This is a genomic window from Streptomyces sp. YKOK-I1, assembly GCF_054660435.1.
Genome location: NZ_BAAGDR010000001.1, coordinates 5,318,087 through 5,339,572 on the forward strand (window position 1 = coordinate 5,318,087; position 21,486 = coordinate 5,339,572).

Annotated in this window: 22 protein-coding genes and 1 tRNA gene; 10 read left to right on the top strand and 13 right to left on the bottom strand. The window is 70.3% G+C overall.

Annotated features, from left to right (window positions below; genetic code table 11):
* Positions 1 to 92: 92 nt before the first annotated feature.
* Entirely contained in the window at positions 93 to 347 is a 255-nt protein-coding gene (crgA, locus tag ACYQ8Q_RS23615; protein WP_133911038.1) for a cell division protein CrgA, read from the bottom strand.
* Positions 348 to 486: 139 nt separating this feature from the next.
* Here crgA and ACYQ8Q_RS23620 point away from each other — a divergent pair, with 139 nt between their 5' ends.
* Genes ACYQ8Q_RS23620 through ACYQ8Q_RS23645 form a run of 6 tightly spaced genes read left to right on the top strand, consistent with a single transcriptional unit; the run spans position 487 to position 4,760 of the window.
* Positions 487 to 1,254, top strand: coding sequence for a DUF881 domain-containing protein (locus tag ACYQ8Q_RS23620; protein ID WP_460067692.1), 768 nt, complete (start codon positions 487 to 489; stop codon positions 1,252 to 1,254).
* 18 nt (positions 1,255 to 1,272) lie between these two features.
* Complete coding sequence (locus ACYQ8Q_RS23625; RefSeq protein ID WP_460067693.1) at positions 1,273 to 1,950, top strand: class E sortase; 678 nt, start codon at positions 1,273 to 1,275, stop codon at positions 1,948 to 1,950.
* 52 nt (positions 1,951 to 2,002) lie between these two features.
* Positions 2,003 to 2,164 carry a hypothetical protein gene (locus ACYQ8Q_RS23630; RefSeq protein WP_199844708.1) on the top strand — a complete coding sequence of 54 codons (162 nt, stop codon included), beginning with the start codon at positions 2,003 to 2,005 and terminating at the stop codon, positions 2,162 to 2,164.
* The gene (locus tag ACYQ8Q_RS23635; protein WP_460067694.1) at positions 2,161 to 2,799 is read left to right on the top strand and encodes an aminodeoxychorismate/anthranilate synthase component II; all 639 of its coding nucleotides are present in this window, start codon (positions 2,161 to 2,163) and stop codon (positions 2,797 to 2,799) included. The genes ACYQ8Q_RS23630 and ACYQ8Q_RS23635 overlap by 4 nt, the downstream gene beginning before the upstream one ends.
* A complete protein-coding gene (locus ACYQ8Q_RS23640; protein WP_460067695.1) occupies positions 2,796 to 4,001 on the top strand; it encodes a class E sortase in 1,206 nt (401 codons plus the stop codon). The genes ACYQ8Q_RS23635 and ACYQ8Q_RS23640 overlap by 4 nt, the downstream gene beginning before the upstream one ends.
* A gap of 6 nt (positions 4,002 to 4,007) precedes the next feature.
* Positions 4,008 to 4,760 (top strand): class E sortase, encoded by a 753-nt coding sequence (locus ACYQ8Q_RS23645; RefSeq protein ID WP_460067697.1) that lies wholly within the window; start codon positions 4,008 to 4,010, stop codon positions 4,758 to 4,760.
* Between the two features lie 166 nt (positions 4,761 to 4,926).
* Here the strand turns inward: ACYQ8Q_RS23645 and pknB are convergent, their stop codons facing one another.
* From pknB to ACYQ8Q_RS23675, 6 genes are all read right to left on the bottom strand, one after another.
* Positions 4,927 to 6,903: a Stk1 family PASTA domain-containing Ser/Thr kinase gene (pknB, locus tag ACYQ8Q_RS23650; RefSeq protein WP_460067698.1), complete on the bottom strand. Its 1,977-nt coding sequence runs from the start codon at positions 6,901 to 6,903 to the stop codon at positions 4,927 to 4,929.
* Between the two features lie 169 nt (positions 6,904 to 7,072).
* Positions 7,073 to 8,536 carry a peptidoglycan D,D-transpeptidase FtsI family protein gene (locus tag ACYQ8Q_RS23655; RefSeq protein WP_460067699.1) on the bottom strand — a complete coding sequence of 488 codons (1,464 nt, stop codon included), beginning with the start codon at positions 8,534 to 8,536 and terminating at the stop codon, positions 7,073 to 7,075.
* On the bottom strand, positions 8,533 to 9,972 hold the full coding sequence (locus tag ACYQ8Q_RS23660; protein ID WP_460067700.1) for an FtsW/RodA/SpoVE family cell cycle protein: 1,440 nt from the start codon (positions 9,970 to 9,972) through the stop codon (positions 8,533 to 8,535). The genes ACYQ8Q_RS23655 and ACYQ8Q_RS23660 overlap by 4 nt, the downstream gene beginning before the upstream one ends.
* Before the next feature lie 27 nt (positions 9,973 to 9,999).
* The gene (locus ACYQ8Q_RS23665) at positions 10,000 to 11,547 is read right to left on the bottom strand and encodes a PP2C family protein-serine/threonine phosphatase (RefSeq protein WP_460067701.1); all 1,548 of its coding nucleotides are present in this window, start codon (positions 11,545 to 11,547) and stop codon (positions 10,000 to 10,002) included.
* A 140-nt stretch (positions 11,548 to 11,687) separates the two neighbouring features.
* On the bottom strand, positions 11,688 to 12,206 hold the full coding sequence (locus ACYQ8Q_RS23670) for an FHA domain-containing protein FhaB/FipA (RefSeq protein ID WP_055636209.1): 519 nt from the start codon (positions 12,204 to 12,206) through the stop codon (positions 11,688 to 11,690).
* 10 nt (positions 12,207 to 12,216) lie between these two features.
* Positions 12,217 to 13,083, bottom strand: a complete 867-nt coding sequence (locus ACYQ8Q_RS23675) for an FhaA domain-containing protein (RefSeq protein WP_460067703.1) — start codon at positions 13,081 to 13,083, stop codon at positions 12,217 to 12,219.
* Positions 13,084 to 13,516: 433 nt separating this feature from the next.
* On the opposite strand from ACYQ8Q_RS23675, the gene ACYQ8Q_RS23680 reads away from it, so the two are divergent.
* The 4 genes from ACYQ8Q_RS23680 to ACYQ8Q_RS23695 all read left to right on the top strand — a co-directional run bounded on the left by ACYQ8Q_RS23680 (position 13,517) and on the right by ACYQ8Q_RS23695 (position 16,550).
* A tRNA-Leu gene (locus ACYQ8Q_RS23680) sits at positions 13,517 to 13,603 on the top strand.
* A 175-nt stretch (positions 13,604 to 13,778) separates the two neighbouring features.
* The gene (locus tag ACYQ8Q_RS23685) at positions 13,779 to 15,275 is read left to right on the top strand and encodes a DUF2252 domain-containing protein (RefSeq protein ID WP_460067705.1); all 1,497 of its coding nucleotides are present in this window, start codon (positions 13,779 to 13,781) and stop codon (positions 15,273 to 15,275) included.
* Positions 15,276 to 15,372: 97 nt separating this feature from the next.
* Positions 15,373 to 16,170 carry a J domain-containing protein gene (locus ACYQ8Q_RS23690; RefSeq protein ID WP_460067706.1) on the top strand — a complete coding sequence of 266 codons (798 nt, stop codon included), beginning with the start codon at positions 15,373 to 15,375 and terminating at the stop codon, positions 16,168 to 16,170.
* Positions 16,171 to 16,220: 50 nt separating this feature from the next.
* The gene (locus ACYQ8Q_RS23695; RefSeq protein ID WP_460073462.1) at positions 16,221 to 16,550 is read left to right on the top strand and encodes a rhodanese-like domain-containing protein; all 330 of its coding nucleotides are present in this window, start codon (positions 16,221 to 16,223) and stop codon (positions 16,548 to 16,550) included.
* Between the two features lie 21 nt (positions 16,551 to 16,571).
* On the opposite strand, the gene ACYQ8Q_RS23700 is transcribed toward ACYQ8Q_RS23695, so the two are convergent.
* From ACYQ8Q_RS23700 to paaA, 6 genes are all read right to left on the bottom strand, one after another.
* The gene (locus tag ACYQ8Q_RS23700) at positions 16,572 to 17,738 is read right to left on the bottom strand and encodes an acyl-CoA dehydrogenase family protein (protein WP_460067707.1); all 1,167 of its coding nucleotides are present in this window, start codon (positions 17,736 to 17,738) and stop codon (positions 16,572 to 16,574) included.
* Between the two features lie 146 nt (positions 17,739 to 17,884).
* Positions 17,885 to 18,961 carry a 2Fe-2S iron-sulfur cluster-binding protein gene (locus ACYQ8Q_RS23705; protein ID WP_460067708.1) on the bottom strand — a complete coding sequence of 359 codons (1,077 nt, stop codon included), beginning with the start codon at positions 18,959 to 18,961 and terminating at the stop codon, positions 17,885 to 17,887.
* Complete coding sequence (gene paaD / locus ACYQ8Q_RS23710; protein ID WP_460067709.1) at positions 18,961 to 19,482, bottom strand: 1,2-phenylacetyl-CoA epoxidase subunit PaaD; 522 nt, start codon at positions 19,480 to 19,482, stop codon at positions 18,961 to 18,963. The genes ACYQ8Q_RS23705 and paaD overlap by 1 nt, the downstream gene beginning before the upstream one ends.
* The gene (paaC, locus tag ACYQ8Q_RS23715) at positions 19,476 to 20,195 is read right to left on the bottom strand and encodes a 1,2-phenylacetyl-CoA epoxidase subunit PaaC (RefSeq protein WP_460067710.1); all 720 of its coding nucleotides are present in this window, start codon (positions 20,193 to 20,195) and stop codon (positions 19,476 to 19,478) included. The genes paaD and paaC overlap by 7 nt, the downstream gene beginning before the upstream one ends.
* Positions 20,192 to 20,479 carry a 1,2-phenylacetyl-CoA epoxidase subunit PaaB gene (gene paaB / locus ACYQ8Q_RS23720; protein ID WP_019526615.1) on the bottom strand — a complete coding sequence of 96 codons (288 nt, stop codon included), beginning with the start codon at positions 20,477 to 20,479 and terminating at the stop codon, positions 20,192 to 20,194. Before paaB ends, paaC begins: the two co-directional genes overlap by 4 nt.
* Positions 20,476 to 21,480 carry a 1,2-phenylacetyl-CoA epoxidase subunit PaaA gene (paaA, locus tag ACYQ8Q_RS23725; RefSeq protein WP_460067711.1) on the bottom strand — a complete coding sequence of 335 codons (1,005 nt, stop codon included), beginning with the start codon at positions 21,478 to 21,480 and terminating at the stop codon, positions 20,476 to 20,478. The genes paaB and paaA overlap by 4 nt, the downstream gene beginning before the upstream one ends.
* Between the last annotated feature and the right edge of the window lie 6 nt (positions 21,481 to 21,486).

Consider the following 21,486-nt stretch of genomic DNA (forward strand, 5'->3'; position numbering starts at 1 on the left):
ATCGTCGTTTCTTTTCCCCACTCTGTGGACAGAAGGCTCAGGCCTGTGGATAACTCAGCGAACAGCCCTGGGGAGAGCTGCGGCCGGGACCGCTACTTCCACTGGGTGGAGACGCCGAAACCGGCCGCGATGAACCCGAAGCCCACCACGATGTTCCAGTTGTTCAGGCTGTCGATCGGAAGCGTGCCGTCCGTCACATAGAAGACGACGATCCAGGCCAGCCCGATCAGGAACATGGCCAGCATCACCGGGGCGACCCAGGCGCGGTTGGTCAGCTTGATCGCCGTCGCCTGCTTCGCCGGCGGCGGCGTGTAATCGGCCTTCTTGCGGATACGTGACTTCGGCACGAGGGTCTCTCCTGTCGATGCGCTGCGTGGCCGCGCAGGTGCTGGTCGGGCTCGGAGGCTGCGTACTAGGGGACTGAGGGGCTCCCCCGGGCGTCCGTTAGCGTAGTGCTTCTACGGCGCCGAAGGAGATAAGGGTACGTTGAGCAATTCTGCCGACTCCCCCCGGACGGGTTCAACGCCCCGCCACCGTCCCGTGCGGATGCTCACGGCGGGCGTCTTCGCCCTCGCCGGACTCCTCTTCGTCACCAGCTTCCAGACGGCCAAGGGGACGAACATCCGTACGGACGCCTCCCTGCTGAAACTCTCCGACCTGATCCAGGAGCACAGCCGCAAGAACGGCGAGCTGGACGAGTCCAACGGGGCCCTGCGCGCGCAGGTGGAGTCCCTGGCCGAGGCCGACGACGGCAGCACCAGCGCCGAGGACGAGAAGCTCGCGGGCCTGGAGAAGAACGCCGGCACCCAGAAGCTCAAGGGCAAGGCGATCACGGTCACCCTCAACGACGCCCCGCCCGACGCCACCGCCAAGCTCCCCGGCTACCCCGCGCCCCAGCCCGACTACCTGGTCATCCACCAACAGGACCTCCAGGCCGTGGTCAACGCCCTGTGGAAGGGCGGCGCCGACGGCATCAAGGTCATGGACCAGCGGCTGATCTCCACCAGCGCCGTGCGCTGCGTCGGCAACACCCTGATCCTCCAGGGCCGGGTCTACTCACCGCCGTACAAGATCCAGGCGGTCGGCGACCCCGGGAAGCTCCAGAAGGCGCTCGCGGACTCGCCCGCGATCCAGAACTACATGGTCTACGTCAATGTCTACGGCCTCGGCTGGAAAGTCACCGAGGACGGGACGGTGACTCTGCCGGGCTACTCGGGCACAGTGGATCTGCACTACGCGAAGCCTGTGGAGTAGCAACCGGCGGGAGCGCCTGTGTCGTTACGGGTGATCGTCAGGACGTTCAGCGAGCTGTGCATCACCGTCGGCGCCGTCATCGTGCTCTTCGTCGCCTATGTGCTCTTCTGGACCGGCGTGCGGGCCGACCGGGCCATGGGCGACCAGATCGACGACCTGCACCAGCAGTGGGCGACCCGGCAGCCGGCCCCGCGGGTGAGCACCCCCGCGCCGCCGGCGCCGTACCGGAACGGCCGGCCCTTCGCGGTGATGTACATCCCGCGTCTCGGTTTCACGTGGAACAAGCCGGTCCTCGAAGGCACCGGGACCGGCACCCTGAAGAAGGGGCTGGGCCACTACGCGGGCACGGCCCGGCTCGGACAGCCCGGGAACTTCTCCGTCGCAGGTCACCGGCGTACCTACGGCGACCCCTTCAAGGACTTCCCGAAGCTCCGGCGCGGGGACGCGGTGGTGCTCACCGACGGCACGACCTGGTTCACGTATCGGATCGACAAAGGCCCCTACAAAACCGTGCCCTCCGATGTCGAGGTGATCGACGCTTTGCCACGTAAGTCGGGGTACACGCGTCCGGGCCGGTATCTGACGCTGACCACGTGCGATCCGGAATGGGGGCACAGTCATCGGCTGATCGTCTGGGCGCATCTCGACTCCACACAGCCTGTGGAGGCAGGAGAACCCAAGGCCCTGCGCCGTTAGTCTGGTGGCGTACGGCGTGAGTCAGGTGCCGTGGTGCGACGGAAGGGACGGCATGTACGGCTGGATCTGGCGGCATCTGCCGGGAAACGCGTGGGTGAAGGCGCTGATCTCGATCGTGCTGGTCCTCGCTGTCGTCTATGCCCTGTTCCAGTACGTATTTCCGTGGGCCGAACCGCTGCTTCCCTTCAACGATGTGACGGTGGACAACCAGTGAGCGCGCGCATTCTCGTCGTCGACAACTACGACAGCTTCGTCTTCAACCTCGTCCAGTACCTCTACCAACTGGGCGCCGAGTGCGAGGTCCTGCGCAACGACGAGGTCTCCACCTCCCACGCCCAGGACGGCTTCGACGGCGTCCTGCTGTCCCCCGGACCCGGCACGCCCGAGGAGGCCGGCGTCTGCATCGAGATGGTCCGCCACTGCGCGGCCACCGGAGTCCCCGTCTTCGGGGTCTGCCTGGGCATGCAGTCGATGCAGGTGGCGTACGGCGGTGTCGTGGACCGCGCGCCCGAGCTGCTGCACGGAAAGACCTCGCTGGTGGAACACGAGGGCAAGGGCGTCTTCAGCGGACTGCCCACCCCCTTCACCGCGACCCGCTACCACTCCCTCGCCGCCGAGCCGGCCACCGTCCCGGCCGAGCTGGAGGTCACCGCCCGCACCCACGACGGGATCGTCATGGGCCTGCGCCACCGGGAACTGCCCGTCGAGGGCGTGCAGTTCCACCCGGAGTCGGTGCTGACCGAGCACGGCCACCTGATGCTGGCCAACTGGCTGGTGGAGTGCGGCGACCAGGGCGCGGTGGCGAGGTCGGCGGGGCTCGCCCCGGTGGTGGGCAGGGCCACGGCGTGACCGCGCTGCGCCCCGAGCGCGAGGACTCGTACGGCACCGCGCCGTACGAGTCCTTCGGTGTGGATGCGTATGCGGGGGAGCGGCCGCCGAGCGCCGAGCCGTACGTCGGCGATCCGCGCCCCGGCACCGGGCGGCGGCGGAAAGCGGCTCCGGATGCCGGGCCGAGGAGTGTCGAGCCGGGTGGCGGCGCGGCGGGTGGCGGCGCGGCGAGGGGCGCGGAGGCGTTCACACAGCAGCTTCCGCCCATCGACGAGGAGACGGTGGCGCTGCGGATACCGGAGCCACCGCCGGCCGGGGCCGACCCGTTCGGGGACGCCACATCGGTCTCTGGCGCCACAGAGGCCTCTCCTGCCCCTGGAACCCCCGCCGGGGGCCGAGCGGCCCGCAGAAAGGCCGCCAAGGGCCGTCACGGCCGCCATGGCGGCTCCGCCGCGGGTTCCCTCGACGTGGACGACCCGGCGATCGCGCCCTCGCAGGACGAGCGGCCGCTGTCCCGGGTGGAGGCCCGGCGGCAGGCCAAGGCGCGCAAGCCCAGCGCCGCGGTGGTCGCCAGCCGGGCGGTCGGCGAGGTGTTCATCACCACGGGCGTGCTGATGCTGCTCTTCGTCAGCTACCAGCTCTGGTGGACGAACGTGCGGGCGCACGCCCAGGCCAGCAAGGAGGCGGACAGCCTCCAGGACGACTGGGCGAACGGCAAGCGCAACCCGGGCACCTTCTCCCCCGGGCAGGGTTTCGCGATCCTGCACATCCCCAAGCTGGACGTGGTCGTGCCGATCGCGGAGGGCGTCAGCAACAAGAAGGTGCTCGACAAGGGCATGGTCGGGCACTACGGCGAGGACGCGCTGAAGACGGCCATGCCCGAGGACAAGACCGGCAACTTCGGGCTCGCGGGGCACCGCAACACGCACGGCGAACCGTTCCGGTACATCAACCGGCTCAGCGCGGGCGACGACATCGTCGTGGAGACCCAGGACGAGTACTTCGTCTACAAGATGACGTCCTCGCTGCCGGTCACCTCGCCCAGCAACACCAGTGTCCTCGACGCCGTACCGCCGCAGTCCGGATTCACCGGTCCGGGCCGGTACATCACCCTCACCACCTGTACGCCGGAGTTCACCAGCAAGTACCGGTTGATCGTCTGGGGCAAGATGGTCGAGGAACGGCCGCGCAGCAAGGGCAAGCCGGATGCGCTAGTCGAGTAGGGGCAGATGAACGTGGCAGCGACCACCGGCGACACCGAGCAGGTACGGGATCCTCAGGCGGACTCGTCGGCGGGGCCGCCGCGGCGGGGGCGGATCGCCCTCGCCGTCAGCGTCTTCGGCGAACTCCTCATCACGGCGGGCCTGGTCCTCGGCCTGTTCGTCGTCTACTCCCTGTGGTGGACGAACGTCGTCGCCGACCGGCACGCCGACAAACAGGCCGACAAGGTGCGGGACAACTGGGCCCAGCAGGACACCGGGCCGGGCGCGCTCGACACGAAGGACGGCATCGGCTTCCTGCACGTGCCCGCCATGAGGAACGGCGAGGTCCTGGTCGAGAAGGGCACCTCGACGGACATCCTCAACGAGGGCGTGGCCGGCTACTACACCGACCCCGTCAAGGCCGCGCTCCCCAGCAGCGGCAAGGAGGGCAACTTCACCCTCGCCGCGCACCGGGACGGCCACGGCGCGAAGTTCCACAACATCGACAAGCTCAGGAAGGGCGACCCGATCGTCTTCGAGACGCGGGACGACTGGTACGTCTACAAGGTCTACGCGATCCTCCCCGAGACCTCGAAGTACAACGTCGAGGTCCTCGGCCGGATCCCCGAGGAGTCCGGCAAGAAGAAGGCCGGCCACTACATCACCCTGACCACCTGCACCCCGGTCTACACCTCGCGCTACCGCTATGTGGTGTGGGGCGAACTGGAGCGGGTCCAGAAGGTCGACGCGAAACGCACTCCCCCGAAGGAACTGCGCTGACCGGGCGCCTTCCAGGAGCCCAGTCGCCGGCATGACGTGGCGCTGGTGATGGAGGGGTTGCGCCGACCCGGTCGATGCACGACGAAACAGCCGTGAGTGACATGTTCAGGGGCCCAGCACTCGGACGAGTACCGGGCCCCTCTCGCTTGCCTCACTGGCTCAGCGGCTAACCACCGTTGCCCCCGTTGAGGAAGCCGCCGTTGCCGCCGTTGTTGTTCCCGGTGTTTATGGCGACCAGGTTGACCGTCGTGCCGCGGTTGACCGTGCTGCCGGGGCTCGGGTCGGAGCTGATGACCTGGGCGTCGTCGTCCTGGGAGCCGGAGATGTTGCCGACGTTCAGACCCGCGTCCTGCAGCGCCTGCTTGGCGTCCTTCAGGGTCTTGCCCTGGAGGTCGGACGGCACCTGGGTCTGGCTGCTCTTGCCGACCTGGATGGTGACCGTCGAGCCCTTGTCGACCTGGGAGCCGATGGACGGGCTGGTCGAGATGACCTTGCCGACCTGGTTCTGGTCCTGGGTGTCGACCTCGACGCAGTTGCCGGTCAGGTTGTTGGCCTGCATCTGGGCCTTGGCGGCTTCACAGGTCTGACCGGAGACGTCGGGGACCGTGGACTTCTCTGCGGCCTTGGCGACCTCCAGGGTCACGGTCGAGCCCTTTTCCAGCTCGGTGCCCGGATCGGGGTCCTGGCTGAGGACGGTGCCCGCATCCTGGGTGGACTCCGTCTGCTTCGTCTTGACCTCGAAGCCCTTGTCCTCGAGTTGGCTCGTCGCCGTGTCGACGTCCTTGTTGATCACGTTCGGCACCGCCACCTTCGGCGCGCCGGTCGAGACCACCAGGTTGACCGTGGTGTTCTTCTTGACCTCGGTCTTGGGATCGGGGTCCTGGTCGCAGACCTGGCCTGCGGGCTGGTTCTCGCAGGGCTTCTTGGTGACCGTGCCGACCTTGAGGTCGACATTGGTCAACTGTTGTCTGGCATTGGCCTCGGTCTGGCTGATCAGGCTGGGTACGGCCACCGTCTCGTCGCTGGCGTTCTTGCTGCTGAAGACGTACTTCCCGATCAGGATTGCCCCGACCAGCACCAGGACCGCGGCCACCACCAGCAGGATCGTCGAGGTGTTCGACTTCTTCTGGCGGCGGCGGTCCGGGCGGTCGTCGTAGACGCCGAAGCCGTAGCCCCCGTCGTCCGGGTTCATCGGCGGCAGCATCGAGGTGGCGCCGCCGTCGGCGGAGCGCAGGGCCGTGGTGGCCTGGTCGTCGCCGTAGCCGTAGCCGACGGAGCCCATCGCCGCCGTGGCCGCGACCGGCTGGCCGTCGAGGCAGGCCTCGATGTCCGCGCGCATCTCGTCGGCCGACTGGTAGCGGTAGTTCGGGTCCTTGACCAGCGCCTTCAGGACGATCGCGTCCATCTCGGGGGTGATCTCGGGGTCGAACACCGACGGGGGCTGCGGCTCCTCCCGTACGTGCTGGTAGGCCACCGCCACCGGGGAGTCCCCGACGAAGGGCGGGCGGACCGTCAGCAGCTCGTAGAGGAGACAACCCGTCGAGTACAGGTCCGAGCGCGCGTCGACCTGCTCGCCCTTCGCCTGCTCCGGCGAGAGGTACTGGGCGGTGCCGATCACGGCCGCGGTCTGGGTCATCGTCATCCCGGAGTCGCCCATCGCACGGGCGATGCCGAAGTCCATGACCTTGACCTGGCCGTTGCGCGTCAGCATGACGTTCGCCGGCTTGATGTCCCGGTGCACGATGCCGCTTCGGTGCGCGTACTCCAGGCCCTGGAGGATGCCGATCGTCATCTCCAGCGTCCGCTCCGGCAGCAGCTTGCGGCCGGAGTGGAGCAGCTCACGGAGCGTGGAGCCCTCGACGTACTCCATGACGATGTACGGGATCGAGACCCCGTCGATGTAGTCCTCGCCGGTGTCGTAGACCGCGACGATCGCAGGGTGGTTGAGCGAGGCGGCCGACTGGGCCTCCCGGCGGAACCGGGCCTGGAAGGAAGGGTCGCGCGCGAGGTCCACGCGCAGCGTCTTCACCGCCACGGCGCGGCCGAGGCGGGTGTCGTGCGCGAAATAGACCTCCGCCATGCCACCACGACCGAGCACATGGCCCAGCTCGTACCGGCCGCCGAGGCGACGCGGCTCTTCCATAGCTACCTACCAGCCCTCTCCGTCGGTCCCGACCGGCACACGTGTGCGGTCGAAGGCTGCCGTCCGGGCATACCGTACCCGGACGGCGGTCTGTGACCTGGCCAAGCCCGTCACCCGATGCAGGACCGGTATCGCAACGTGCACCGATGTGCAGGCAACGTGATGGGGGTCACTTCTTGCTGTCGATGACTGCCTTCATCACGCTCCTCGCGATCGGGGCGGCGAGACCACCGCCCGTGATGTCGTCACGGTTGGCGGCGCCGTCCTCGACGACCACCGCGACGGCCACCGGCGCGCTGCCGTCGGACAGCTTGGCGTACGAGATGAACCAGGCGTACGGCTTCTCGCTGTTCTTGAGGCCGTGCTGGGCGGTACCGGTCTTGCCGCCCACGGTGACGCCGTCGATCTTCGCGGCCGTACCGGTGCCCTCCTTGACGACCGTCTCCATCATGTCCTGGAGCTTCTGGGCGGTTTCCGCCGAGACGGCCTGGGACAGCTCCTGGGGCTCGGTGGTCTCCAGGGTGTCCAGGTTCGGGGCCTTGAGCTCGTCGACCATGTACGGCTTCATCAGCTTGCCGTCGTTGGCGACCGCCGAGGCGACCATGGCCATCTGCAGCGGGGTGGCCCGCATGGAGCCCTGGCCGATGCCGTCGAGCGCGTTCTGCGGACGGTTGTCCTTGGGGTAGACGCTCTCCGCGGCACGCACCGGGGTGTCCAGCTCCGCCTCGTTGAAGCCGAACTTCTCCGCCTGCTCGATCATCTTCTCGTTGCCGACGTTGTCGGCCATCTTCGCGAAGACGGTGTTGCAGGAGACCCGGAGCGCCTCGCGCAGGGTGGCGTTCTCGCAGACTCCGTGCTCGTTGGTGAGGTCGGTGCTGGACTGCGGCAGCCTGAACGGGTCGGGGGTCTTGGTCGCGTCGTCGATGCCCGACACCACGCCGTTCTCCAACGCGGCCGCGCCGGTGACCACCTTGAAGGTGGAGCCCGCCGGGTAGGTCTCGCGCAGTGCGCGGTTGAGCATCGGGTCGTCGGGGTCGTTCTTCTTCTGGACCGCCTCCCAGGCCTCCTGGTCCTTGTTGGAGGACCCGGCGAACTTCGAGGGGTCGTACGACGGCGTGGAGACCAGGGCCAGGATCTTGCCGGTGGACGGGTCGATCGCGGCGACGGCGCCCTTCTTGCTGCCGAGGCCGTTGTAGGCGGCCTTCTGGGCGGCGGCGTTGAGGGTGGTGACGACGCTGCCGCCCTCCTTCTCCTTGCCCGTGATCATGTCCAGGGTGTTGCGGAAGAAGAGCCGGTCGTCGTTGCCGGAGAGGATGCCGTCCTCGAGCTTCTCCAGCTGGTTGGCGCCGAAGGCCTGCGAGGAGTAGCCGGTGACCGGCGCCCACATGGCGCCGTCCTTCCAGGTGCGCTTGTACTTGTAGTCGCCGGTGGTCTCGACGGAGCCGGTGATGGCCTTGCCGTCGACGATGATGTCTCCGCGCGGCGTGGAGTAGCGCGTGATGTTGACGCGGCGGTTCTTGGTGTCGCTCGCGAGACTGTCCGCCTTGACGTACTGCAGGTAGTTGTCCCGCAGCAGCAGGGTCAGCACGAGCAGGCCGCAGAAGATCGCGATCCGACGCAGGGGCTTGTTCATGACGGGCGGACCACCTGGGTCATCTCGGCGTCGGGGTTGGAGGCGGGGGCCGGGGCCGGGCGTCGCGCGGTGTCGCTGATCCGGATCAGGATGCCGATCAGCGCCCAGTTGGCGATGACGGACGAACCGCCGTACGCCAGGAAGGGCATCGTCATACCGGTGAGCGGGATGAGGCCCATCACACCGCCGGCGACGACGAACACCTGGAGCGCGAAGGCGCCGGAGAGGCCGATGGCGAGCAGCTTGCCGAACGGGTCGCGGGCGGCGAGGGCGGTGCGCACACCGCGCTCCACGATCAGGCCGTACAGCAGGAGCAGCGCCATGATGCCGGCGAGCCCGAGCTCCTCGCCGAACGTGGCGAGGATGAAGTCGGAGTTGGCGGCGAACTTGATCAGCTCGGAGTGGCCCTGGCCCCAGCCGGTGCCGAGGGTGCCGCCGGAGCCGAACGCCCACAGGGCCTGCATGGCCTGCTCGGAGTGGCCGATGACGCCCTCCTGGGAGAGCTTGTACTCGCCCATCGGGTCGAGCCAGGCCTGGACACGCTGCTGGACGTGGCTCTCGAACTGGGCCACGCCGACCGCGCCGACGGCGGACATCAGCAGACCGAAGACGATCCAGCTGGTCCGCTCGGTGGCGACGTACAGCATGATGACGAACATTCCGAAGAACAGCAGCGAGGTGCCGAGGTCCGTCTCGAAGACCAGGATCAGGATCGAGATCAGCCAGACCACGATGATCGGGCCGAGGTCGCGGCCGCGCGGCAGGTACAGGCCGAGGACGCGGCGGCTGGCGAGGGCGAGCGCGTCGCGCTTCACCATCAGATAGCCGGCGAAGAAGATCGCGAGCACGATCTTCGCGAACTCACCCGGCTGGATGGAGAAACCGGCGACGGAGATCCAGATCTTGGCGCCGTAGATGTTCTGGCCGAGGCCGGGGACGAGGGGGAGCAGCAGCAGGAAGACCGCGCCGACCATGGAGATGTAGGTGTAGCGCTGCAGGACGCGGTGGTCCTTGAGGAAGATCAGCACCACGATGAAGAGCGCGATGCCCATCGCCGTGTACATCAGCTGCCGGGGTGCGGCCGTGCCCGCCTGCTTGATCTGCTGGAGCAGCTTCGACTGGTCCAGTCTCCAGATGGCGACGAGCCCGAGGCCGTTCAGCAGGGTGGCCAGCGGCAGCAGCAGCGGGTCGGCGTACGGCGCGAACTTGCGTACGACGAGATGGGCGACGCCGGCCAGCAGGCCGAGGCCCAGGCCGTAGGCCAGCAGGCCGGACGGCACCTGGTCGTTGATCGCGAGGCCCACGTTGGCGTAGGCGAAGACCGGGATCACGACGGCGAACACCAGCAGCGCGAGCTCGGTGTTGCGCCGGCTCGGGGTGCCGATCGAGCCGATCGTGGACGTGTGATGCGTCGGCGAATTAGTAGTACTGCTCATGATGTGACAGGGCCTCTCACGGCTTGCCTACTGCTCACCGCACCGCGAGACGACCTTCTGCTCTTCCTCCGAGAGAGTGGGGCCGGGGCTGGGAGTGGCGGTCGCGGACGGGGACGGGGACGACGAACCCGAGGGCTTGCTCGGGTTCGGGGTCGGGCTCGGTGAAGCCTTGGACGTGAGGGACACGGGGGTGGTTCCCGTGCCGCCGCCGGCCTGGCCGGAGCCGGTCTTCGAACTGGCCGTGGTCTTGGCCGCGTCGGCCTGCGTCTGCTTCTGGCACGCGGACGCCTGGACCGACAGTTCCTCGATCTTCTTCTGGGCGCTGCTCAGGCTGCCCTCGGGGATCGTGGCCTGGACCTGCTTCTGCTGGTACTCCGGGAGGTACTTGAGTTCGATCTCGGGGTGGTCCTTCTCCACCTTCGAGAGCGAGACCCAGGCCAGGTCCTGGCTGATGCCCCGGTACAGCGCGAGGTGCTCGCCGTTGGTGCCGACGTAGTACTGCGTCTGCGTCCAGCGCCAGCCGCCGTAGAGACCGCCGCCGATCACGGCGAGGGTGAGGACGCTGTAGAAGGATCTCTTCAGCCACCTGCGGCCCTTGCGCGGCTTGACGAAGTCGTCGTCGGTGTACTCCCCGAAGCCGCCCGTGTCGATGAAGCCGGTGATGTCGCCGCCGGAGCCGGGCGGGCCGAACTCGCCGCCCCCGCCGCCCGCGTGGCGCCTGCGGCCGAGGTTCGAGGCACGGCCGGCCGGGGTCTGCATGATGCCGTTGTCGTGCAGCTGGTGCTGGGTCTCGGCGACCGCGCCGACCACGACGGGGGTGTCGGAGAGCTGTCCGGCGAGGGTGTCGCCGGTGTCCAGGTCGAGGACGTCGGCGACGATGACGGTGATGTTGTCGGGGCCGCCGCCGCGCAGTGCGAGCTGGATCAGCTCCCCCACGGTCTCCTGCGGGCCCTGGTAGCTGGCGAGGGTGTCCTCGAGGGTCTGGTGGGAGACCACCCCGGACAGTCCGTCGGAGCAGATCAGATAGCGGTCGCCGGCCCGGACCTCACGGATCGACAGATCGGGCTCGACGTGCTCGCCGCTGCCGAGCGCCCGCATCAGCAGGGAGCGCTGGGGGTGGGTGGTGGCCTCTTCCTCGGTGATGCGGCCCTCGTCGACCAGCCGCTGCACCCAGGTGTGGTCCTGGGTGATCTGGGTCAGTACGCCGTCCCGGAGCAGGTAGGCGCGCGAGTCGCCGACGTGCACCAGACCGAGGCGCTGGCCCGTCCACAGCAGGGCGGTCAGGGTGGTCCCCATGCCTTCGAGCTGGGGGTCCTCCTCGACCAGGGAGCGCAGCTGGTCGTTGGCGCGCTGGACGTAGGTGCCGAGCGAGGTGAGGACGTCGGAGCCGGGCACGTCGTCGTCGAGGGCGACGATGGTGGAGATGGCCTCGGAGGAGGCGACCTCACCGGCGGCGGCGCCGCCCATGCCGTCGGCGATGGCGAGCAGGCGGGGACCGGCGTACCCCGAGTCCTCGTTGCCCTCGCGGATCATGCCCTTGTGCGATCCGGCGGCGAAACGCAGTGACAGACTCATGCCCACCTCGCCCGTCGGCCCCGGGTACAGCCGGTCGTGTCGAGCCACACTGCCCACCCTCCGGTCGGGAGCGCGCCCGGGACCGGGGTGCCGGCCGCCCTGGCGTGCTCGCTCCGCTCGCGCTCAGTCATGATGTAGCACTACTTCCGCAGCTCGATGACGGTCTTGCCGATACGGATCGGCGCGCCCAGCGGGATCGGCGTGGGGGTCGTCAACCGCGTTCGGTCGAGGTACGTGCCATTGGTGGAGCCCAGGTCCTCGACGATCCACTGGCCGTCGCGGTCCGGGTAGATCCTGGCATGACGGCTGGAGGCGTAGTCGTCGTCCAGCACGATCGTGCTGTCGTGCGCGCGGCCCAGGGTGATGGTCTGGCCCTGCAACGCGACGGTCGTGCCGGTGAGGATGCCTTCGGACACGACGAGTTTGGTCGGGGCGTTACGGCCCCTGCGGCCGCCGGAGGCGGCGGGCTGCTGGCGCTGCTGCGGGGGCGCCTGCTGGCGCTGTGCCTGCTGCGGTCGTCCCGCTTCCCGTCGCGAGCCGCGCTGAGTGACGCGCGTACCGAACAGGTCGCTGCGGATGACCTGTACGGCCACGATCACGAACAGCCACAGTACGGCCAGGAAACCCAGCCGCATGACCGTGAGGGTCAGCTCTGACATTGCCCCCGCTTCACCCTTCGGCTTGCCTATAGATAACGGTGGTGCTGCCCACGACGATCCGCGAGCCGTCGCGGAGCGTAGCGCGGGTGGTGTGTTGCCCGTCCACCACGATGCCGTTGGTGGAGCCGAGATCCTGGATCGTCGAGGGCGAACCGGTCCGGATCTCGCAGTGCCGGCGGGACACGCCGGGGTCGTCGATCCGCACGTCGGCCTCGGTGGAGCGGCCCAGGACGAGAGTGCCGCGGGAGATCTGGTGGCGGGTGCCGTTGATCTCGACCCAGTGGCGGGTGCGCGAGCCGGGCGCGGGGGCGCCGGCGAGGCCGCCGCCTCCGGCGCCGGGGCGCTGGGCACCGCCGGCGGGCGGGTAGCCGTAGCCTCCGGCGCCCGGCGGGGGCGCGGACGGCATGGGGGGAGCGGCGGTGCCTCCGGCGGGCGGGTAGCCGTAGCCGCCGGGCCGCTGGGCCGCGCCGCCGCCGGGTGCGCCCGCGGCGGCCTGGCTGCTGGAGGAGGCGAGCGTACGGCTGCGCACCCGGTACAGACCGGTGTCGAGGTCGTCCGCCTTCTCCAGGTTGACCTTGATCGGTCCCATGAAGGTGTAGCGCTGCTGCTTGGCGTAGTCGCGCACCATGCCGGCGAGCTCGTCGCCGAGCTGGCCGGAGTAGGGGCTGAGGCGCTCGTGGTCCGGCGCGCTCAGCTCCACGATGAAGTCGTTGGGGACGACGGTCCGGTCGCGGTTCCAGATCGTCGCGTTGTTGTCGCACTCGCGCTGGAGCGCTCCGGCGATCTCCACGGGCTGGACCTCGGACTTGAAGACCTTGGCGAAGGTGCCGTTGACCAGACCCTCGAGACGCTGCTCGAACTTCTTCAGGACTCCCATGGGGCACCTCCTCCGTCGTGACCTGCGTCCCGTGTCCTGCTGCCTACCTGGTACTGCTTACTGATCGTATCCACGCGCCGGTGAATCGGCTGGTTCCCCCTGTCGGCCCCGTCGGCGGGTGTCGACGCCCTCGTCCTCACCTGTCTCCGTACCTGCTTCCGTACCTGTTTTCTGCCCAGGATCGTAGAGGCGGCCGAGGACCAGTGTCCCGCACCCGACTGTGGACCTCGTCCGGCTCCCGGGGAGACGGACGCCATAGGTACGAGGTTGATACGTGAACCAGTCACCGCCGAGACGTACGAGGTTGCCGTCGGTCTCTCAGGGGTCCTGTGCCCCGGATAAGGGATGTGAACGCACCCTGGTCACCGTGCTAGTGTTCTGCATGTCGGAAGGGGCCGGGACGAAAAGCCCGAAGCCGGAGGACACACCCAATGCGCGGGTGGCGGAATAGGCAGACGCGCTGGATTCAGGTTCCAGTGCCCGCAAGGGCGTGGGGGTTCAACTCCCCCCTCGCGCACCAGACGGAAGCCCCCAGGTCTCGGACCTGGGGGCTTCCGCGTGTTCGGATCCGCTCACCGTGTGTGAGGAACGTCTCAGGCTGTCGGCCTCTGTGGTTTCACGTGAAACAGGGCTGCCGTGATGCAGGCCACGGGCTGTACGGTCGGCTCGAATTGATCGACGTGTACGGATATGGCGTGTACGGATATGCGGGGGAGGCGGTCACCGTGACCGAGGCCGAGGCGGGGGCAGTTGCGGGCGAGGCGCGCAGACTGCCTCACGTGCGGGGATTCGCCGGGCGGTTCACGGCGGAGGCGGAGGCCGGGACAGGGCCCGTCGCGGAGGCCATGGCAGCCCGCACGCCGAAGGAGCGGGGCAAGGCGCTGCGGGACGCGGTGGCGCGGTCCTCGCACGCCCTGCTCGACCTGGACGCCTCCCGCCCGGACGCGGTGACGGCGGTCGAGGAGTCCAACCAGGGCCGTATCGCGGAGCTGACGCCGATACGGGTCGGACGGATGGCGGCCACCCCGTTCGCGTTCCTGCGCGGTGCGGCCGGTCTCATGGCCCATGACCTCGCCCGCACCCCGATGACCCGGATCGGCGCCCAGATCTGCGGTGACGCCCACGCGGCCAACTTCGGTCTGTACGGGGACGCCCGCGGCGGTCTCGTCATCGACCTCAACGACTTCGACGAGACCGTCCACGGCCCCTGGGAGTGGGACCTCAAGCGGCTCGCCGCCTCCCTGGTGCTGGCGGGGCGGGAGGCCGGCGCCGACGAGGACACCTGCCGCCAGGCCGCCCACGGCGCGGCCGGCTCCTACCGCCGCACCATGCGACTGCTGGCCCGGCTGCCCGTGCTGGACGCGTGGAACGCGATCGCCGACGAGGAGCTGGTCTCCCACACCGACGCCCACGACCTGGTGGGCACGTTGGAGCGGGTCTCGGAGAAGGCGCGGGCCAACACCAGCGGCCGGTTCGCGGCGAAGTCGACCACCCGCACCGAGGACGGCGGCCGCCGCTTCGTCGACGCCCCGCCGGTGCTGCGCCGGATCCCGGACGAGGAGGCCGCGGCGGTGGCCCTCTCCCTGGAGCCGTACCTGGCCACCCTCTCCGAGGACCGCCACCCGCTGCTGTCCCGGCACGCGGTCCACGACGTCGCCTTCCGGGTCGTCGGCACGGGCAGTGTCGGCACCCGCTCGTACGTCGTCCTGCTCCTGGACCACCGGGGCGAGCCGCTGATCCTCCAGGTGAAGGAGGCACGCGCGTCGGCCCTGGTGCCGCATCTGCGGACGGCCGGCTTCGAGACGCCGGACGAGGGCCACGAGGGCCGCCGGGTGGTCCTGGGCCAGAAGCGGATGCAGGTCGTCAGCGACATCCTGCTGGGCTGGACGACCGTCGAGGGCCGTCCCTTCCAGGTACGGCAGTTCCGCAACCGCAAGGGCAGTGTCGATCCGGCCGCGCTCGCCGCCGACCAGGTCGACGACTACGGCCGGATGACCGGCGCCCTGCTGGCCCGCGCCCACTCCCACAGCGCCGACCCGCGGCTGATCGCCGGCTACTGCGGCAAGAACGAGGAACTCGACGAGGCGATCGCCGCCTTCGCCGTCGCCTACGCCGACCGCACCGAGGCCGACCACGGCGATCTGGTGACGGCGGTACGGGCGGGGCGGATCGCGGCGGAGACGGGGATCTGAGAAGGGGGTCCGGGACGGCCCGTCCGCCGACCCCGTCGTAGCCGGTCGGGGGCGGTGAGTCGCCTCGGGTCGGGCGCGCTTGGCCTACGCTGGTCGGGTGACGACCCCCGAAGCTGAGCAGCCGCGGCCCGAGGAGCGGCTGGAGCAGGCCGTGCGGGCCGCCGAACAGGCGTTGATCGAGTTCGAGATCGCGGTGGAGACCTTCCGCGTCGAGGTCGAGAACTTCTCGCGGCTCCACCACCAGAAACTCGGCCCCATGTACACCCGGCTCGACGAGCTGGACGCACAGATCGCCGAGGCGAGGGCGGCCCGCACCGGCGACCCCGAGGACCTGCGCCAGGCACAGGAGGCGCGGGCCCGGGTGCTGCCGATGCCGGGGGTCGAGGAGCTGTTCCACGGCTGGATGGACGGCGAAGGGCTCTTCCCCGAGGCCGTGGCGATGCTCACGGAACAGCCGGTGCGGCCCCCGGAGCGGGTGCGGCCCAGCGAGGAGGCCCGCAAGCTGTACCGCGAGCTGGCCCGCAAGGCCCACCCCGACCTGGCTCAGCAGGACGAGGAGCGGGCCCGGCGCGAGGAGTTCATCACCCGCGTCAACGCCGCCTACGCCCGCGGGGACGAGGCCGCGCTGCGCGAGCTGGCCGAGGAGTGGGCCGCCGGTCCGCCGCCCGCCGAGCGCCGCCCGACGCCCAGCGAGGAGCTCTACGCCCGGCTGGAGTGGCTCGCCGAGCGCAAGGAGCTGCTCACACTGGTCGCCCGCAACCTGGAGGACAGCGCCATCGGCTCCATGCTGAAGATGGCCCCGGACGACCCCGACCGCCTGCTCGACGAGATCGCCGAGCAGCTGCTCGCGGACGTCGCCAAGAAGGAGGCGGAGCTCGCCGAGCTCGTGGGGTAGCCCGTCCCTTCACGTCGGGTAGCGTCGGGGGCATGAGTTTTGGAGCTGGGGTGCCCACGGTCGAGGTCGGCGAGGTCGGGGAGAGCGACTTCCTGCTGGACGTCCGTGAGGACGACGAGTGGCAGGCGGGTCACGCCGAAGGCGCGCTGCACATTCCCATCAGCGAGTTCGTCGCCCGCTACGGCGAGCTGACCGAGGCGGCCCCGCAGGACGGACGCGTCCATGTGATCTGCCGCTCCGGCGGCCGCTCGGCCCAGGTCACGATGTACCTCGTCCAGCAGGGCATCGACGCGGTGAACGTCGACGGCGGCATGCAGTTCTGGCAGGCCCTGGGCCGTTCCGTGGTGACGGACGGGGGACAGCCGGGGGCCGTTCTCTGACCTGACGGTCAGCCGGTGCCATCAGCCGACGAGCGGATGGGCGGCCAGCAGGTCGCCCAAGGCCTCCTCGTGCGCCGCCGCCGGTCCGAGCGACAGCTCCAGATGCTTCGCCCAGGCGTGGTAGCGGTGCAGCGGGTAGTCGACGTCGGCACCGAACCCGCCGTGCAGATGCTGTGCCGTCTGCACGATCCGCCGTACCCCTTCCGAGGCCCAGATCTTGGCCACGGCCACATCGCCGGAGGCCGGCAGCGCGCCAGGGGCCCCGGAGGCGATCCGCCAGGCGGCCTGCCAGAGGGTGACCTCCATGGCACGCAGATCGATGTAGCGGTCGGCGGCCTGCACGGCGACGGCCTGGAAGGTGGCGATCGGGTGCCCGAACTGCTCGCGCTTGCTCGCGTAGTCACCGGTCATCGCGAGGACCCGGTCCCCCAGGCCGAGCGCCAGCGCACAGGTTCCGGTGGCCAGCAGCTGCCGCAGCCACTCCCCGGCGCCCTCGGCGGTGAGGACGTACCGGGCCGGGATCCGCGTCGACTCCAGCCGCAGTTCGCCGAGCCGCTCCCCGGTGGTGGCGATCTGCTCGGCGAGGACGACCCCCTCCTGCGCCCGGGCGACCACGGCGAGAACGTCACGGTCGTCGCCGGTGCGCGCCGGTACGAGGACGTAGTCGGCGTCATGGGCCCAGGGCACCGCCGTCTGCACCCCGTCCAGGATCCAGTCGCCGCCGCCCTCGCCGCGCCCGGCGCTCTCACCGTCGTGCCGGGCGGTCACCGCGAGTTCGGCCGCGTCGTGGCCCGTACGGCCGTGTGAGGCGACCGTCAGCACGGTCTCGCCCCGCCCGGCCCCCGCGAGCAGCTCGGCCCGCAACTCCGGCCCGCCGTAGGCCTGTACGGCCGCCGCGGCGGCGGTGTTCTCCAGCAGCGGCACCCGCGCCAGCACCTTCCCGGCCTCCCGCAGCACCAGACACAGCGCCACGGCGTCCAGTCCGGCCCCGCCGTACTCCTCGTCGAGCAGCAGGCTCAGCAGGTCCGCCGAGGCGAGCCGGTCCCACAGCGCCCGGTCGAAGCCGTCGGCCACCGGGCGGCCCTGGGTGAGCGCGGGGCTCGGCACGGCGTCGGGCGCGACCCCGGCGAAGACCCCGCGGGCCGCCTCGGCCGCCGCCTGCTGCTCCTCGCTGAAGGTGAAGTCCACGGCCTGTCCTCTCCGAGGGGTCGGCTGATCCGGCGGAACTCCGATGGCTGCGCCCAGATCTGACGGTCCGTCAAGATAGAACAGGTTCTAGAAGAAGGGAACGCCCGCGGCGGGTCCGCGGCGGGTCCGCGGCGGGGCCCCTCACCTCACCGGTCGAAGTCCACCTCCACCGCCTCCGTCACCGGATGCGACTGGCAGGCCAGCACATACCCGGCCTCCGTCTCCTCCGGCTCCAGCGCGAAGTTGCGGTCCATGCGCACCTCGCCGGAGACCAGGAAGGCCCGGCAGGTGCCGCACACCCCGCCCTTGCAGGCGTAGGGCGCGTCGGGCCGGTTGCGCAGCACCGTGTCCAGCACCGACTCCCCGTCCCGCACGGGCCAGCTGCCGCCCCGGCCGTCGAGCCGGGCCGTGACCGTGGCGTGCGCGGGCGCCGACGCCAGGGCGGGGGGCGCCGCCTCGTCCACGTGGAAGATCTCCTCGTGGATCCGGGCGCGGGTCACCCCCAGCTCGCGCAGCGTCCGCTCGGCGCCCTGCACCAGCCCGAACGGCCCGCACAGGAACCAGCCCGCCACCTCCGCCACGGGCAGCAGCGCCGGCAGCAGTCCGGCCAGCCGCTCCCGGTCCAGCCGTCCCGACGGCAGCCCCGCCTGCTGCTCCTCCCGCGAGAGCACGGTGACCAGCTGCAGCCGGTCGGGATGGCGGTCCTTGAGGTCGGCGACCTCCTCCAGGAACATCGTCGACGCGGCCGTACGGTCGCCGCGGATCAGACAGAACCGGGCGCCGGGTTCCCGGGCCAGCAGGGTCGAGACGATCGACAGCACCGGGGTGATGCCGCTGCCGCCGACGATCGCCGCGTAGAGGCCGGGCGCCGGGTCGAGCGTGAAGCGGCCCGCCGGGGTCATCACCTCCAGCTCGTCCCCGACGCCGATCTCCTTCAGCGCGTACGTCGAGAAGGCGCCGCCCTCCACCAGGCGCACGCCCACCCGCAGGGTGCGCGGTCCCTCACCGGCCGGGTCGGGGGCGGCCGAGCAGATCGAGTACGTCCGCCGGATCTCGGTGCCGTCGGCCGTGCGCCGCAGCGCGAGATGCTGGCCGGCCGCGTGCCGGTACTCCTCGCGCAGGGCCTCGGGGACGGCGAGGGTGAGGGCGACGGAGTCGTCGGTGAGCCGGTCCACCGCGGCCACCGGGAGCGCGTGGAAACGGGCCGTCACGGCTCGGGCCATCACAGCTCCTTGAAGTGGTCGAAGGGTTCACGGCAGGCCAGACAGCGGCGCAGCGCCTTGCAGGCGGTGGAGGAGAACCGGCTGAGCAGCTCGGTGTCGGCGGAGCCGCAGTGCGGACAGCGCACCGGGTCCTCGTCGAGCGTTCTGGTGGGGCCCAGGGCGAGCGCGACCGGGCCGGTCTCCCGTGTGGTCCGGGGCGGCGCTATGCCGAACTCCCGCAGCTTGCGCCGGCCTTCGTCGGTGATGTCGTCCGTCGACCAGGCCGGGGCCAGCACGGTGCGCACGGTGACGTCCTGGACGCCGCGCTCCTGCAGCACCTGGCGGATGTCCGCGGCCATCGTCTCGATCGCCGGGCAGCCGGTGTACGTCGGGGTCAGCTCGACCTCGACCGCGCCGGCCTCCTGGACGTGCACACCCCGCACCACGCCCAGCTCGCTCAGTGTCAGCACCGGCAGCTCCGGGTCGGGCACCGAACCGGCCAGCGCGAGCAGCTCCGCCTCCAGGACGGTGGCCGTCACCATGACGCCCCCGGGTGGCTGCGGTGCAGATGCTGCATCTCGGCGAGCATCCGGCCGAACGGCTCGGTGTGCAGGCCCTGCCGGCCCGCGCCGGCCGTCCAGGCGCCGGACTGCGCTCCTTCGGGAACCGTGAGCCCGGCCCGCCGCAGCACCGCGCCGACCGCCTCCAGCCAGCCCGCCCGCAGCGCTGCGGGGTCCGTGCCGAGCCCCTCCACGGGCTGGAACATCTCGCCGGTGAACCGCCACAGCGCGGTGCACGCCGTGCGCATCCGCTCATGGCTGAGGTCGGTGCCGTCGCCGAGCCGCAGGGTCCACTGCTCGGCGTGGTCGCGGTGGTAGGCGGTCTCCTTGACGGCCTTGCCGGCGAGCGCGGCGAACGGACCGTCACCGGCGGCCAGTTCGGCGTACAGCAGGTGCTGGTACGTCGAGAAGTACAGCTGGCGGGCGATGGTGTGGGCGAAGTCGCCGTTCGGCTGCTCGACGAGCTGGAGGTTGCGGAAGGCGCGCTCCTCCCGCAGATAGGCGAGTTCGTCCTCGTCACCGGCCATCGACAGCAGAACGCGGGCCTGGCCCAGCAGATCGAGGGCGATGTTGGCGAGGGCGACCTCCTCCTCCAGCACGGGCGCGTGGCCCATCCACTCGCCGAGGCGGTGGGAGAGCACCAGGGCGTCGTCGCCGAGGGCGAGGGCGGCGGTCACCGGGACGGTCGCGGTCACAGGTGCTGCACCCCTTCCGGGATCTCGTAGAAGGTCGGATGCCGGTAGGGCTTGTCGGCGGACGGTTCGAAGAACGGGTCCTTCTCGTCCGGCGAGGAGGCGGTGACGGCCGAGGACGGCACGACCCAGATGGAGACGCCCTCGCCGCGCCGGGTGTACAGATCGCGGGCGTTGCGCAGGGCGAACTCCGCGTCCGGTGCGTGCAGGCTGCCGGCGTGGGTGTGGGAGAGGCCGCGCCGGGAGCGCACGAAGACCTCCCACAGCGGCCAGTCGGTGTGCGTCATTCCTGTCCCACTTCCTTCTCTGTCCTTCCGCCGGTGTGCGCGGCCGCCGCGCCGCTGTGCCGGGCCGCGTGGGCCGCGGCGGCCTCCCTGACCCAGGCGCCCTCGTCATGGGCCCGCCTGCGCTGGGTGATCCGCTGTTCGTTGCAGGGCCCGTTGCCCTTGATGACCTCCTTGAACTCCGTCCAGTCGATCGGGCCGAAGTCGTGGTGTCCCCGCTCCTCGTTCCACCGCAGGTCCGGGTCGGGCAGGGTGAGGCCGAGGGACTGCGCCTGCGGGACGCAGATGTCGACGAAGCGCTGGCGCAGCTCGTCGTTGGAGTGCCGCTTGATCTTCCAGACCGTGGACTGCGCGGAGTGCGCGGACTCGTCGTCGGGCGGGCCGAACATCATCAGCGACGGCCACCACCAGCGGTCCACCGCGTCCTGCGCCATCGCGTGCTGCCCGGGGGTGCCGCGGCTCAGGGCCAGCAGCAGTTCGTACCCCTGGCGCTGGTGGAAGGACTCCTCCTTGCAGATGCGGACCATCGCACGGGCGTACGGCCCGTAGGAGCAGCGGCACAGGGGGACCTGGTTGGTGATCGCGGCGCCGTCCACGAGCCAGCCGATCGCGCCGACGTCCGCCCAGGTCAGCGTGGGGTAGTTGAAGATCGAGGAGTACTTCTGGCGGCCGGAGTGGAGCTTGTCGAGAAGCTCGTCGCGGCCGACGCCGAGCGTCTCGGCGGCGCTGTAGAGGTAGAGCCCGTGGCCCGCCTCGTCCTGGACCTTGGCCATCAGGATCGCCTTGCGGCGCAGGGAGGGCGCACGTGTGATCCAGTTGGCCTCGGGCTGCATGCCGATGATCTCGGAGTGGGCGTGCTGGGCGATCTGCCGCACCAGCGTCGCGCGGTAGGCGTCGGGCATCCAGTCGCGGGGCTCGATGCGTTCGTCGGCGGCGACGGCGGCGTCGAAGGCGTGCTGGTACGCCTCGTCGTCGGCCGTGCGGGGCGCGGTAGCTGTCGCCATGAGGTC

Excerpts from the sequence above, each read along its gene's own strand:
- ACYQ8Q_RS23630 (WP_199844708.1), top strand. The coding sequence starts at position 2,003 with ATGTACGGCTGGATCTGGCGGCATCTGCCGGGAAACGCGTGGGTGAAG.
- ACYQ8Q_RS23645 (WP_460067697.1), top strand. The coding sequence starts at position 4,008 with ATGAACGTGGCAGCGACCACCGGCGACACCGAGCAGGTACGGGATCCT.
- pknB (WP_460067698.1), bottom strand. The coding sequence starts at position 6,903 with ATGGAAGAGCCGCGTCGCCTCGGCGGCCGGTACGAGCTGGGCCATGTG.
- ACYQ8Q_RS23655 (WP_460067699.1), bottom strand. The coding sequence starts at position 8,536 with ATGAACAAGCCCCTGCGTCGGATCGCGATCTTCTGCGGCCTGCTCGTG.
- ACYQ8Q_RS23660 (WP_460067700.1), bottom strand. The coding sequence starts at position 9,972 with ATGAGCAGTACTACTAATTCGCCGACGCATCACACGTCCACGATCGGC.
- ACYQ8Q_RS23665 (WP_460067701.1), bottom strand. The coding sequence starts at position 11,547 with ATGAGTCTGTCACTGCGTTTCGCCGCCGGATCGCACAAGGGCATGATC.
- ACYQ8Q_RS23670 (WP_055636209.1), bottom strand. The coding sequence starts at position 12,206 with ATGTCAGAGCTGACCCTCACGGTCATGCGGCTGGGTTTCCTGGCCGTA.
- ACYQ8Q_RS23675 (WP_460067703.1), bottom strand. The coding sequence starts at position 13,083 with ATGGGAGTCCTGAAGAAGTTCGAGCAGCGTCTCGAGGGTCTGGTCAAC.
- ACYQ8Q_RS23705 (WP_460067708.1), bottom strand. The coding sequence starts at position 18,961 with ATGGCCCGAGCCGTGACGGCCCGTTTCCACGCGCTCCCGGTGGCCGCG.
- paaD (WP_460067709.1), bottom strand. The coding sequence starts at position 19,482 with ATGGTGACGGCCACCGTCCTGGAGGCGGAGCTGCTCGCGCTGGCCGGT.
- paaB (WP_019526615.1), bottom strand. The coding sequence starts at position 20,479 with ATGACGCACACCGACTGGCCGCTGTGGGAGGTCTTCGTGCGCTCCCGG.
- paaA (WP_460067711.1), bottom strand. The coding sequence starts at position 21,480 with ATGGCGACAGCTACCGCGCCCCGCACGGCCGACGACGAGGCGTACCAG.